This is a genomic window from Tenacibaculum agarivorans, from assembly GCF_001936575.1.
Taxonomy (GTDB): Bacteria; Bacteroidota; Bacteroidia; order Flavobacteriales; family Flavobacteriaceae; genus Polaribacter; species Polaribacter agarivorans.
In genome coordinates, this window is sequence record NZ_MSMP01000006.1 from 22,845 (window position 1) to 37,337 (window position 14,493).

The 14,493-nt window shown below is 32.2% G+C and carries 9 protein-coding genes; 3 read left to right on the forward strand and 6 right to left on the reverse strand.

Annotated elements, in window-relative coordinates; translation table 11 throughout:
• Window positions 1-49: 49 nt before the first annotated feature.
• The 6 genes from BVC87_RS05880 to BVC87_RS05905 form a co-directional block, all read right to left on the reverse strand.
• The gene (locus BVC87_RS05880; RefSeq protein ID WP_075341432.1) at window positions 50-1,111 is read right to left on the reverse strand and encodes an AI-2E family transporter; all 1,062 of its coding nucleotides are present in this window, start codon (window positions 1,109-1,111) and stop codon (window positions 50-52) included.
• Window positions 1,111-2,319 carry a murein hydrolase activator EnvC family protein gene (locus BVC87_RS05885; protein WP_234974642.1) on the reverse strand — a complete coding sequence of 403 codons (1,209 nt, stop codon included), beginning with the start codon at window positions 2,317-2,319 and terminating at the stop codon, window positions 1,111-1,113. The genes BVC87_RS05880 and BVC87_RS05885 overlap by 1 nt, the downstream gene beginning before the upstream one ends.
• Complete coding sequence (locus BVC87_RS05890; RefSeq protein WP_075341433.1) at window positions 2,319-3,098, reverse strand: DUF4292 domain-containing protein; 780 nt, start codon at window positions 3,096-3,098, stop codon at window positions 2,319-2,321. Before BVC87_RS05890 ends, BVC87_RS05885 begins: the two co-directional genes overlap by 1 nt.
• Complete coding sequence (locus BVC87_RS05895; RefSeq protein WP_159439325.1) at window positions 3,095-4,075, reverse strand: tetratricopeptide repeat protein; 981 nt, start codon at window positions 4,073-4,075, stop codon at window positions 3,095-3,097. Before BVC87_RS05895 ends, BVC87_RS05890 begins: the two co-directional genes overlap by 4 nt.
• Window positions 4,053-5,069, reverse strand: a complete 1,017-nt coding sequence (locus BVC87_RS05900; protein ID WP_075341434.1) for a sugar phosphate nucleotidyltransferase — start codon at window positions 5,067-5,069, stop codon at window positions 4,053-4,055. The genes BVC87_RS05895 and BVC87_RS05900 overlap by 23 nt, the downstream gene beginning before the upstream one ends.
• Before the next feature lie 61 nt (window positions 5,070-5,130).
• Window positions 5,131-6,789 (reverse strand): ABC transporter ATP-binding protein, encoded by a 1,659-nt coding sequence (locus BVC87_RS05905; protein WP_075341435.1) that lies wholly within the window; start codon window positions 6,787-6,789, stop codon window positions 5,131-5,133.
• 185 nt (window positions 6,790-6,974) lie between these two features.
• On the opposite strand from BVC87_RS05905, the gene BVC87_RS05910 reads away from it, so the two are divergent.
• From BVC87_RS05910 to BVC87_RS05920, 3 genes are all read left to right on the forward strand, one after another.
• Window positions 6,975-10,193 (forward strand): S8 family serine peptidase, encoded by a 3,219-nt coding sequence (locus tag BVC87_RS05910; protein ID WP_083629308.1) that lies wholly within the window; start codon window positions 6,975-6,977, stop codon window positions 10,191-10,193.
• Window positions 10,194-10,463: 270 nt separating this feature from the next.
• Complete coding sequence (locus BVC87_RS23360) at window positions 10,464-12,227, forward strand: GEVED domain-containing protein (RefSeq protein ID WP_075341436.1); 1,764 nt, start codon at window positions 10,464-10,466, stop codon at window positions 12,225-12,227.
• A gap of 136 nt (window positions 12,228-12,363) precedes the next feature.
• Window positions 12,364-14,223 carry an ABC-F family ATP-binding cassette domain-containing protein gene (locus tag BVC87_RS05920; protein WP_075341558.1) on the forward strand — a complete coding sequence of 620 codons (1,860 nt, stop codon included), beginning with the start codon at window positions 12,364-12,366 and terminating at the stop codon, window positions 14,221-14,223.
• Window positions 14,224-14,493 lie beyond the last annotated feature (270 nt).

Genomic DNA, 14,493 nt, shown 5'->3' on the forward strand with positions numbered 1-14,493 from the left:
TTCAAAGGTCACTTTTTAAACAGCAATAGATAGACACGTATGGAAAAAGTTATATGCTTTTCTTCTTTCGTTTTTTATTGTGAATTTCATCAATATCACCATTTTCTGAAAGCATGATAGCTACAGCTCTCGTCTTTTCAAATTGAGAAAACACAATAATCATAATTACAGTAATTGGAACTGAGAGTACCATACCAGTAATTCCCCATATTTTTCCCCAAACGGATAAGGCTAAAATGGTTACCAACGGACTTAAGTTTAGTGATTTACCAAATAGTCTAGGTTCTATAACATTTCCTACTACTACCTGAATAGCACCAACAGCTGCAGCAATGATTAAGAAAGGAGTAAATTCACCAAACTGTAATAAGCTAAAAATAGCAGGGAATAAGGTTCCTATTAATGATCCAATGGTTGGTATATAATTCAATAAAAAGATTAAAAAAGCCCAAAATGGAGCACTATCTACACCAACAAAAAAGAGCACAAAATAGCTAAGAATTCCAGTGAGCAAACTTACATAAGTTTTTAGTCGAATATAATCTGAAATAGAATCTTCAATTTTCTCAAGCATCATTTGAATACTTTCATAATTAGATCCTTTACTAAGAATCATAAATAGTTTTTTAACAAAACTACGTTCTTCTAAAAATAGAAATAATGCGTAAATGATAATCATAAACGTATCTCCAAGTAAACCACTAACACCATTTGCAACGTCTCCTAATACCGATCCATAATTAAAATCACCAACTACAGATTTTATAGAAGTCATAATATCTACATTCAGATAATTACCCAAATCCGTTATAATTCGTTCAATATTAGGTTCATATTTAGAATAAGACTCCGTAACTGTAGTAATACTATTGGTTATAATTTCAGAAACAAAACCAAAAGCAAGTATAATTATTGAAAATACAATAATGTTACTTAACCATTTAGGAATGAACTTTTCAGCAAAAGGTATTTTATAAATTACTTTTCTGACTTCTCTGGTAAAGAACCAAAAAATTAAGGCAAAAAGAAATGGAATTAAGATACCTTTACCAATAACTAACACAGCTATAATAGCTGTAGTAAGAATTATAAAATTTGCAGCTTTGTTCATTAGTTTGCTCTAATCCAATGAGATGGATTTAATCTGTTAGTGTTTTTGAAAAGTACAAAAACCAAATCAGTTTTACCAGTAATTTTATCAGTAAAAATTTTACCTAAGGCAGTACCGGTTTTAACTGTTTGTCCTTTTTTTACAAATACTTGTCTAAGATTAGAGTAGGTAGTAATATAATCTCCATGCTGTACCATAACACTTCTTCGCCCTTTTTCAGACTTGGCTATACTTAATACTTTACCATTAAAGACACTTTTTGCATCGTCTCCTTCTTTACCTCGGATGTGAAGTCCTGTACTATTTATGGTTATTGATTTAAATGTAGGGTGGGGTTGAACGCCGAATTTACGAGTTATTACACCATCTAAAGGCCAAGGTAAACTCCCTTTATTTTGTTCGAAATTTGCTTTTAATGCCTTTTCAGCTTTAGTAAGTAAAAGTTCTCCTTTTTTGGCTTTTCCTTTTTTACCTTTATTAGCTTTAGCAATAGCTTCTCGTATAATTTTATCTATTTTTTTAGCTAAAGCTTTTTCTTCTCTTATTTTTTTATTGAGTTGTTGCTTGTACTTATTTTCTTGTTGTTTGATCTTAGTAACTAAAGATTCTTGTTCATCTTTTTCATTTTCAATTCTTTTCTTTTGGGTTTGTTCAGTATTAATCAGAATTTTCTTTTGATTCTTTTTCTTTGTTAATGAATCATTCAATCGCTCAATTTCCTTTGTTTTAGCTTCAATTTTTAAGGCTTGCTTTTTTCTGAAGTCTTTATACTGCTCAATATATTTTATTCTCTTATATGCTTGTAAAAAATTCTTAGAAGAAAGTAAGAACATGGTTTTACTTTGCTGCGATTTACTCTTATATGATTTATAAACCATATCTCCGTAATCCGCTTTTAAATTAGCAAGTTCAATGTTATTGGCGTCTATAACTTTTTCATTCTGTTTGATTTCTTTATTCAATTCTTCTGTCTCAAGTTGAATGGTTTGAATCAAAAGTTCTCTAACTGTAATTTTTTGACTTAAATCTTTTAAGTCATCTAAAGCATTACTTTTTTCTTTTTTAGTCTCAAATAATAATGAGTTGATCTTTTTTATCTCCTTGTTGATTTTTTTACGTCGTTTTTCAAGCACTCTTCTAGATTGTGCATAACTAGAAGCGTCTATACATAAAAAACCTAAAATAAGTATGTAAAAAAGCTTTTTCACTATAGTTTAATTTCTTTATATCCAGATGGAATTTTAAATGGCATTTGTAAATCACTATTAAATGTAATAGATCTAACACCAATATCAATTTTGGTGAATTTAGTATTCTCTTTAGCTTGTATAGATATTTTCTCAGGAAATAATAGATCTTGTTTGGTAATGTAATTTCCATAGTTTATATCTAATCGTTGGGCCTTTATTTCATTAATTAAATATTGTTTTTCAAGCTTAAAGTGAACAGGATTTATATGGTAAAATATATCAAATAAATCAGGTTGATTTTTAGGATACATTTGATAGTTTGTATCCGAAATTTCAACTTTCTGCTTTGTTTCTTTTAGATTAAGAACGGCTTGACCGAGTAACATATTTTGAAGTTGATTGAAATTAACATCAAAACCTAAGAGTTCTTTCAACATGGAAAAATCACCTTCAAAATAATTTCTTTTGTATGGCGAATAAAAACTAACTTTTTCAGGAGTAATCTTAGCCTTAAAAACAGTAATTAATTTAGTGCCCTTAAGCCAAATTACTTCATCTTTTTTGATTTTCATTTTTACTGAAAACCCAATATTTTCTTTATTATCCTTGTAGTTTACTCTAAGTTTTGCATCAATCGTATTACCATTAAAATCCGCAGCAGTATGTTTTTTCACTACCTTTCTGGAAGAAAGCTTTGTTAATGCAGTGGAATTACCTGAAGCTATATTTTTAGATGACTTACAAGATGTTACTAAGGCAATTGAAAATAGTAAAAAAGCACCAAAGACTTTTCTCATACTTTATTTAATTTTTTCTGATATTTATTTACGTTTTTGGAGTCCCCAACAGCTTTGTAAGCTTTCATTAGCTCTAAATAAAAACGTTTCTCCATTTGTCTATCATCAATCACAAAATCAATACCATTTTGTAACGATTCAATAGCTTTTTTGTATTTATTGGCTTTATTTAACGCTTTTCCATTCATTAAATACACAAAAGGTTGCGCAGGAAATAAGGACAGCCCTTCTTCACTATAATTCAATAAATCGGAATTATTTTCATTATCTAATTTCAATAATAAATTACTCAGATTCTGAAATGATTTTTGTTTTTCAAAAACTACTTTCAAATTACTATTTTCGGTAGCTTTTACTACAGTATTCCTTGGCTTCTTTCTTAAATCACTTTTTAATTTACGTAGGCGTTGATTCAATAACTTGGCTTCGGTTAATTCATCTAACACCTTATTGGCGGCTTTTTTGTCATTATTCAGTAAATGAAGAAATACTAAAGGCCTTCTTTTTTTAGGGAAACGTGTTCCTAATCCCTCTTGTATTTCAATGGCTTTTTCATATTTAGCAGACTTTTTATATAAGGTAACTAAATGTTCTAAAAGCCATACATTTTGTGGGTCTAATTGAATAGCTTGTTCTGCATATTCTAAAGCTTCAGGATACTTATTTAAGAAATGATAATTTTTAGATAGCTCAAATAAAACAGCTTTCTCATTAGGAAGTATTGAATTACAATGCTCTAAAAGATCTATAGCTTTTTGATATTTATAGGTTGCTTTTTGAGTCAATGCATCAAAAAAATGCTTTTCAAAATCTATCAATTTCTTCTCAGAAATACTCGATTCTAAAACAAGACTATCTTGAGCTTGTAACTGTAATGAGAAAATATAGAAAACAAGAAAAGAGGCATAAAAAAGAGCTCTTTTCTTGTTTTTTACTATACTTTGATTCTTTATTTTATGTAAGTTCTGTGTAATCACCAATACTTATTGAAGTAAAATTTCCATTAAATTTAGCAAAATTACCAATCATGGCATTGTTAAAATTGGCATTACTAATTTCTACATTAGTTTGAATTAAAGAATTTGCAATGGTTGAATTTTCAACTACACTATTTTCTCCAATCGAAACATGTGGACCAATTTTAGCATTTTTCAACACTACATTTTTTCCAATATAACAAGGTTGAATAATTTCTGAGTTTTCTAAAATTACATCTTCAGCAACTAAATTATTGCCATCTGTTTGTTCAAAATCTAGGACTTGTTTATTAGTGTCAACAGTAGGATCTTTTTTACCACAATCCATCCAAGCATTTACTTTACCAGGAATAAATTTGGCTCCTTGTTGTTTCAAAGACTCAAGAACATTTGTTAATTGATATTCATTGTTTTCTTTTAAATCGTTATCAATTAAATATTGAATTTCGCTTTTCAATTTATCACCATCTTTAAAGTAATAAATACCGATAATTGCCAAATCAGAGACAAACTCTTTTGGTTTTTCAACAAAGTCAGTAATAAATCCATTATCTAATTTTACAACACCAAAAGCGCTTGGATCTTCTACTTGTTTTACCCAAATGGCTCCATCTGCATTAGTATCTAGTGTAAAATCAGCTTTGAATAAAGTATCAGCATAAGCAACCACGCATGGACCACTTAATGAATCTTTAGCGCAATATATTGCATGAGCAGTCCCTAAGGCTTCTTCTTGAACGTATACAGAACCTTTAGCCCCTAGTTTTTCTGCTATTGTAATTAATTTATCTTTAGTATCACTTGGAAATCCTTTTTTAGCCGGACCAATAACAAAAGCAATTTCTTCAATTTGTTGATCTATCACTTTACTAATGTCTTCAACTAATCGTTGTACAATAGTTTTTCCTGCTATTACTGTTAAAGGCTTTGGAATTGTAAGTGTATGTGGTCGTAGTCTAGAACCTACACCAGCCATCGGTACAATAATTTTCATTAATTTTTCTAGTTTATTTACAATATCGCAATATACTATAAATATTCCCTTCCTTAAAAAGTTAAATTCCTTTAGGAATAGCGTCAATAAGTGTTTTAGTATATTCGGTTTTAGGTGTTTTGTAAATGTTGTCAGCGTCTCCTATTTCTTCTATTCTTCCTTTGTTCATAACTATAAGTTGATCAGACATATACTTAACTACAGACAGATCATGAGATATAAAAATATAAGTGAATTTATAATTACTTTTTAATTCATTTAGTAGGTTTAAAATCTGTGCTTGCACAGAAACATCTAAAGCTGAAACAGATTCATCACAAATAATTAATTTTGGTTGTAATGCTATAGCACGGGCGATACCTATTCGTTGGCGTTGTCCTCCAGAGAACTCATGAGGATATCTGTTGAAATGATTTTTTTCTAAACCAACATTTTCTAGTAAGTCCAACACATAATTTTTTCTTTCTTCTTTAGAATTTAAGATGTTGTGAACGTTCATAGGTTCCATAATAGCTTTACCTATAGTAATTCTTGGATTAAGAGAAGAATAGGGATCTTGAAATATAATTTGAATTTCTTTTCTCAGTTTTTTTAATTCACTTCGAGTTAACTTGGTAATGTCTTTACCTTGAAACTTTATATTACCAGATGTAGCTTTTTCAAGTTGCAAAATGGTTCTCACTAATGTCGTTTTTCCGCAGCCAGATTCACCTACTAGTCCAACAGTTTCCCCTTTGTAGACATTAAAAGAAACACTATTAACAGCTTTTACTTTATTTTTCTTAGCGAATAGAAAGGAAGTAGAGAAAAATTCTTTTTCAATATTTTGCACCTCAAGTAGTGGAGGTGCATTGTAAATTTTTGTGTGAAATTTTTCACGATCTTGATCAGTATACAAAGTATGATCTAGAGTTTTATCAATAAAATCAGTTACTGTAGGTAGCTTTTTTAAACGAATGTTTTGTTGTGGTTTAGCATTAATTAATGCTTTTGTATAGTCGTTTTCAGGATTTTTAAAAATCGCTTCTGCATTTCCTTTTTCAACAATATTTCCTTTGTAAAGAACCACAATTTCATTTGCAATTTCAGCAACTAAACTTAAATCATGAGAAATAAATAATATACTCATTTCATTTTCTACCTGTAACTCTTTTAAAAGTTTTATAATTTCCTTTTGAACCGTAACATCTAGCGCTGTTGTTGGTTCATCTGCAATTAATAACTTGGGTTTACAAGCAATAGCCATGGCAATCATGACACGTTGTTTTTGACCACCACTAATTTCATGAGGATAAGCTTTGTATATACGATCTGGATTTGGAAGTTTGACTTTAGTGAAAAGAGAAATTACTTCTTCTTTTATTTCAGGTGTAGATAAATCAGTATGTGTTTTTAAAATTTCAGCGACTTGTTCTCCACATCTCATAATTGGGTTTAATGAACTCATCGGTTCTTGAAAAATCATCGATATGACTCTACCTCTTATTTTTTGAAACTTATGCTCAGATAGCGTTAATAAATTGTTATTATTGAAAGTAATGCTACCGTTGACTATGGCGTTTTTTGGTAGTAACCCCATTATAGATAAGGAAGTCAATGATTTACCACTTCCACTTTCTCCAACAACACAAATTATTTTGTTAGAGGGAAGGTCAAACGAAACATTATTAATTATTATTTTTTTTGAAAAAGAAATTGAAAGATTCTCAATTTTTAGCATAAATATTGTCTATATGTGAATAAAAATCAAAAAAACGGGGTAAAAAATAATTGTTTTTGTCGAAATTTTTAATATTTTTTTGATTTCTGCAAAAAAAAATTATATTTGGCGCACTATTAACAAAACTTTAAGGTTTCTTTTAAGTTTATTTAAGAGAAGCCTGCACCATTTAAACCCTTCAAAAAATGAAAAACTTTTCAGCAAAGTTATTACTTTCTGCTGCATTGTCGGTTGGTTCCGTACAATTATATGCACAAAGTGATCAACAAATTCAACAAATTCAAAACAAGTACGATTTAGGAAAACTACAAAAAATCGAAAAGTCTATTGAGGCTAAAGAAAATTCAGAAAGAGAACAAGCGTACAAAATTGCGAAACAAAAAGGATGGGAAACTGAGATTACTACTAAAGATGGTAGATTTATGCAATTACAAAGAGTAGTAAACGGAAATCCTATTTACTATACTACTTTTAATGTAGATGCTGCAAGATCTACTAGAACTAACCACTTAAATGCTGGAGGTTCATTAGGATTAAACTTAATGGGACAAGGAATGACAGCTCACGTTTGGGATGGAGGTATCGCAAGAGCCTCTCACCAAGAGTATGACGGAGCTGGTGGTAATAACCGTTTTTCTGTAGGGGACGGAAGCACAAGCTTAAATTTCCACGCTGCTCACGTAACGGGTACTATCATAGCTTCTGGAGTTCAAGCAGATGCTAAAGGGATGGCACCTCATGCAAGTGCTGTTGGATATTTTTGGGATAATGATACTTCTGAGGCAGCTGCAGCTGCGGCAAACGGAATGTTAGTGTCTAACCACTCTTACGGTTTTGCTGCTAGAGATCAGTTTGGACAAGTACAAATACCACAATACTTCTTTGGAGGTTATATTGATAACTCTAGAGATTGGGATCAAATCATGTTTAATGCACCAAACTATTTAATGGTAGTAGCTGCAGGTAACGATGGAAATGATAATACTGCAAATAATAATCCAACTGGAGGTTCTGGATGGGATAAGTTAACTGGACATTCAGTTTCAAAAAACAACTTAGTTGTAGCAAATGCTCAAGATGCGAATGTAAGTAGCAATGGTACTTTAAATTCTGTTTCAATAAACAGTTCAAGTAGTGAAGGTCCAACAGATGATTTCCGTATTAAACCAGATATTACTGGTAATGGTACAGGAGTATATTCTACATATCACAACAGTAATACAGCATATAATTCTATTACTGGTACGTCTATGGCATCTCCAAACGTAGCAGGTTCTATGTTATTATTACAACAGCACTATAATAATATTAATGGAAACTTCATGAGATCGGCTACTTTAAAAGGTTTAGCATTACACACTGCTGATGATGCTGGAGCTTCTGGTCCTGATGCTGTTTTTGGATGGGGATTATTAAATGCTAAGAGAGCTGCAGAAACGATTACTGAAAATGGAAACAAATCAAAAGTTGAAGAGTTAACATTAAATGCAGGTCAAACATATACGGTTACTGTAGATTCTGATGGAGTAAGTCCATTATTAGCTTCTATTTCTTGGACAGATAGACCAGGTACTGCTGTAACTACAGTAAATTCTACTACTCCAGTTTTAGTAAATGATTTAGATATTAGAGTATCTAAAGGAAGTTCACAATTTTTACCATATGAATTAACTGGTCCAACAACTAGTGCTAAGAGAGATAATAATGTAGATCCATTTGAAAGAGTAGATGTAGCTAATGCATCAGGAACATATACAATTACAGTTACACACAAAGGATCATTAACAGGAGGAAGCCAAGCTTTTTCTCTAATCGTTACAGGAGTTGCAGGATCTGGAACACCTCCAGACCCAGTTACATGTACAAGTACTATTAATTCTTTCCCATATGGAGAAAGTTTTGAGTCTAATGATGGATGGACTCAAGTTACAGGAGATGATGGTAACTGGGTAAGAGATGCTAACGGAACACCTTCTTCAGGAACAGGACCAAGTGCTGGTGCTGATGGATCTTTCTACATGTTCTTAGAGGCTTCTACAAATAGTAGTGCAGGTCAAATAGGAAATAACGCAACTGCAATTTTACAAAGTCCATGTTTAGATTTATCGTCTGCATCTTCAGCTACATTCTCATTTAGCAACCATATGTTTGGTACAAGTGTAGGATCTTTAGCAGTTGAAGCTTCAACTGATGGTACAAATTGGACTAGTTTATGGTCACAATCAGGAAACCAAGGAAATCAATGGAATGATGTATCTGTAAATTTAAGTGCTTACTTAGGACAAAGCGAGCTTAAATTACGTTTTGTAGGTACTACAGGAACAAGCTGGTCTAGTGATATCGCTATCGATAATTTAGCAGTTAGTACAAGTGGAGGTTCTACACCAGATACACAAGCGCCTACTGCACCATCTAATGTTCAAGCATCTAGCATTACACAAACTACAGCTACAGTTAGCTGGTCTGCTTCAATAGATAACGTTGGAGTAACAGGATATGAAGTATTCCAAGGTTCTACAAGTATAGGAACAGTTACTGGTACTTCAGCAAATCTTACAGGATTAACTACAAATACATCATATACTATTTCAGTTAGAGCAAATGATGCTGCAGGAAATGCTTCAGCTGCAGGTACAGTAAGCTTTACTACATTAGGAAGCAGTGTTACGTATTGTGCTTCTAGTGGAAACAGAACTCAATTTGAATGGATTGATAATGTTGAACTAGGAGGAATCACAAATGCAACTGGTGCAGGAAGTGGTTATTCTGACTTTACGTCTCAAGTAGGAACTTTAGCAAGAGGTAGCTCTAATAGTATGATTGTAAGTGCAGGATTTAGCGGTCAAGCTTATACTGAGTTCTGGTCAGTTTGGATAGATTTCAACCAAAATGGAACTTTCGAAAGTAGCGAACAAGTAGTTTCTGGATCTTCTTCTAGTGCAAATAACTTATCTGCGACAGTAGATGTACCTGCTAATGCTACTTTAGGTCAAACAAGAATGCGTGTATCTATGAAATATAATGCTGCACAAACAGCTTGTGAGAACTTTGCAGATGGTGAAGTAGAAGACTATACAATTAATATTACTGCGTCTACTACTAACTTATTCACAACATTTGCTACTGGCGATGCTGATCCTTTAGGAACTGAAAAATCAACTGTATTTGGTGCATATCCAAATCCAGCAACAGACTTTGTACAGTTAATAAACGCAGGAAACACTAGAGACGGATTAAATGCGTTAAGATCTTATAGTATCACAAATACTATTGGTCAAACAGTGTTAAGTGGAAAACTAGAAAGTTCAAGAATAAATGTATCTACATTAAACTCGGGAATGTATATTCTAGAAACTACTGACGGACAAAAAGTATTTACAACTAAAATATTGGTTACGAGATAAAAACCCTTCAAATATTATTATTTAACAACCAATACCTAAACCCAAGCGCAACGCTTGGGTTTTTTTGATGAATTATATTTATGTTTTTAAGAGTTTTTGGCAAAAAATATTCAGTTTTTATCTTTTTTTCTTGTGTATTTTTCAATAAAAAATTAGATTCGCCAACCATAATTAAAAAGGAAGTTGTATTGTAAGTTTTCAAACTCCCAAATCTGAATTCAATTCAAACTTTCCTGTTTAGTTTTATTTTTACTAATAAACCCTTAAACCATGAAAAACAGAATTACTCCTGTAATACTGGGGATTTTCCTTAGTATTTCTATGCTTGCACAGCAAAAACCAACCCAAGTAAAACGTGATTGTAATGTGATGGAACTTTTAGAAGAAAGTATCCAAAAAGACCCTAGCATTAAACAACGAATGATAGACATGGAAGCAAATGCTCAGAAAAGAGCTTTAAAGATGAAAAACCTACAAGGTAAAATAGTAGGGAATGTAATTCAAATTCCAGTTGTAGTACACGTTTTACATACTAATTCAACTAATAATATCAGTACTGCACAAATACAATCTCAATTAGATGTATTAAATGCAGATTTTAGAAGAACTAACTCAGATAGAACAAACAAATGGAGTCAAGCAGCAGATTCTCAAATAGAGTTTTACTTGGCAAAAGTAGATCCTAATGGTAATCCTACTTCTGGAATTACTAGAAAAAGGGTAAGTAAATCTACTTGGAACTTATCTTTAGGAGATGGAGATGATCTAAAAAAATCTTCTGAAGGAGGAGTGAATCCATGGAATACTGCTGAGTATTTAAACATGTGGATTGTAGATAATTTAATAAGAAATACGCCAACAGGTACAGCTACTATCTTAGGTTTTGCTCAGTTTCCTTGGGATACAGACGCTTCAACCGATGGTGTTGTAATGTCTGATCAATATTTTGGAACAACAGGCACAGCTAGAGCACCATTTGATGGAGGAAGAACAACAACACATGAGGTTGGACATTATTTTGGTTTACGTCATATTTGGGGTGACGGTGCTTGTGGTGTAGATGATGGAATTTCTGATACTCCAGAATCTGATGCTCCAAACTACGGATGTTCAGCAGGGCACACCTCTTGTGGGTCTGAAGATATGGTACAAAATTATATGGATTATTCAGATGATTCTTGTATGAACTTATTTACTCAAGGTCAAAAAAATGTGATGCGTTCTTTTTTAGAAGCTGGTGGAGCTAGACGTACATTAGCATTATCTGATAAGACAGAAACAGGTGGAGGTTCTACAACAGATCCAACGCCAGTTACATATTGTGGGTCTAAAGGAAACCGTTCTTCATTCGAATGGATTGATAATGTTGAATTAGGAGGAATCAGAAATAGAACAGCTTCTAATGGAGGTTATGGAGATTTTACATCTCAGGTAGGTACATTACAAAGAGGAGCTTCTAGTAGTATGATTGTTAGTGCAGGTTTTTCAGGTCAAGCGTATACAGAATTTTGGTCTGTTTGGATTGATTTTAACCAAAATGGTACTTTTGAAGGAAGTGAAAGAGTTGTATTTGGATCATCTTCAAGTGCAAATAACCTATCAGCTACAGTAAATGTTCCTTCAAGTGCAAGATTAGGACGTACAAGAATGCGTGTATCTATGAAGTATAATGCGGAACAAACACCTTGTGAAACTTTTGCTGATGGTGAAGTAGAAGATTATACCGTTAATATTACAACGACAGGAGGTTCTTCTAGAGTAGATGCAGATGCAGCTAGAGCATTAGGAAATGAAACAGCGCAAACTTTTGCAGCATTCCCTAATCCTGCAGATACTTTTGTTGAGGTAAGATTAACAAATGTAGATGCAAGTTTAGCATCGTATAAAATTATAAATACAGTTGGACAAACAGTACAGTCAGGAAGTTTAGATGCTTCTCAACAAATTAATGTGTCTAATTTAACCTTAGGTATTTATATTTTAGAAGTAAATGATGGTCAAAAATCGTTTATGACTAAATTAGTTAAGGAATAATATATAACTTTAGATAATTCTTAGTTTAAAGTCCAAGCATTGCTTGGACTTTTTTTTATGTTCTTTATTGAAAAAGCAAATATTAGAGCCTGTTAAAATTAGTACATTTGCGATAACAAGAAATAGTATCACACAAATGAATTACCTTACTGTAGAAAACATTTCAAAGGCATATGGAGAGCGCGTTTTATTTGAGGACTTATCCTTTGGAATCAATAAAGATCAAAAGATAGCCTTTGTGGCAAAAAACGGTAGTGGTAAAACCTCTATTTTAAATATAGTTGCAGGAAAAGATACGCCAGACTCTGGCCAGGTGGTGAGCAGAAAAGGAATACATATTGCTTATTTATCTCAAGATCATGATTTTGATGTGGATAAAACCATAGAAGAAACCATTTTTGCAACAGAAAACAAAATTCTTCCTATTGTTCAGCAGTACGAACAAGCTTTACAAAATCCAGATGATACCGAAGCTTATCAAACAGCGTTTGATTTGATGGATCAGCACAATGCATGGGATTTTGAAACACAATACAAGCAAATTTTATCCAAGTTAAAACTGGATAACTTACAACAAAAAGTAGCTACACTTTCTGGAGGTCAACGTAAGCGTTTAGCGTTAGCAATTATCTTAATTAACAAACCAGATTTATTAATTTTAGATGAGCCAACCAACCATTTAGATTTAGAGATGATTGAGTGGTTAGAAGCTTTTTTTGCGAGAGAAAAGATCACTTTATTTATGGTAACACACGATCGTTATTTTTTAGAGCGTGTGTGTAATGAAATTATTGAGTTGGATAATGGTCAACTCTATAAATACAAAGGAAACTATTCGTATTACCTCCAAAATAAAGAAGAACGAAAAGCTCTAGAAGCTACCAATCTCAGTAAAGCGAAGAGTTTATATAAAAAAGAATTGGATTGGATGCGTCGTCAGCCCAAAGCACGTACTACCAAATCAAAATCTCGAATCGATGATTTCTTCGAAATCAAACAAAAAGCACATCAACGAAGAAAAGAACATGAGGTACAGTTAGAAATTAACATGGAACGTTTAGGAAGTAAGATTGTGGAATTACACAAACTGAAAAAAGCGTTTGATGATAAAGTAATTTTAGACGGTTTCGATTATGTGTTTAAAAAAGGAGAACGCATTGGAATTATTGGAAAAAATGGAACAGGGAAATCGTCGTTCTTAAATCTATTGACCAAACAACTCCCATTAGATGGAGGAAAGATTGTAGTAGGAGAGACGGTAAAATTTGGTTACTATACCCAAAAAGGAATTGTAATTAAAGAAGGGCAGAAGGTAATTGAAGTGATAAAAGAATTCGGAGAAGAAATTCCATTAACCAAAGGAAGAAGAATTTCTGCGGCACAATTATTAGAACGTTTTTTATTCGACCGAAAAAAGCAATACGATTTTGTAGAAAAATTGAGTGGAGGAGAGCAGAAACGTTTGTACTTATGTGCGGTATTAATTCAGAATCCAAATTTTTTGATTTTAGATGAGCCTACTAATGATTTGGATGTAGTTACACTAAATGTATTAGAGAACTTCTTATTGGATTATCCTGGAAATTTAATGGTAGTATCGCACGACCGTTATTTTATGGATAAAATTGTGGATTCATTATTTGTATTTCGAGGCCAAGGTGTGGTGGAAAACTTTCCTGGGAATTACTCTGATTTTAGAGCTTATGAAGATTCTAAAACGCCAGAACCTAAAGCTGAGAAAAAAGAGGTTGTAAAGCAAGAAAAAACACCTCAAAAAGGAAAGTTAAGTTATAATGAAAAACGTGAGTTTGGTGTTTTAGAAATTGATATTGAAAAACTCCAAAAAAAGAAAGAAGCTATAGAAGAACAATTTGCTAATGGTAATATTGCTCCTGAAGATATTAATGATAAGTCTGTTGAATTGCAACAAATCATAGAAGACTTAGAAACCAAAGAAGAACGTTGGTTTGAACTATCAATGAAAATGGAAAGGTAGTAGTATTCAATGATCAGGGAACAATGATCAATTATCAATAAAGTATTGTTTTAAGTTGGTATCTGTGTTTAGTTAAAGACAGCAAAAAATAACTTCTTACTTATTGCATATAGATGCACTTGAAAGATGCAAATTTTAACTAGGTTAAGGCTGTATTTTCTTTACTATAAATGCTTTACTTCTGTTAAGAAGTGGGTAGTGTACAGTTTTTGTCAAGTTGTACTTAACACAAGCCTTGTGTGGAATAATATATATTCAGAGTCGTTTTAA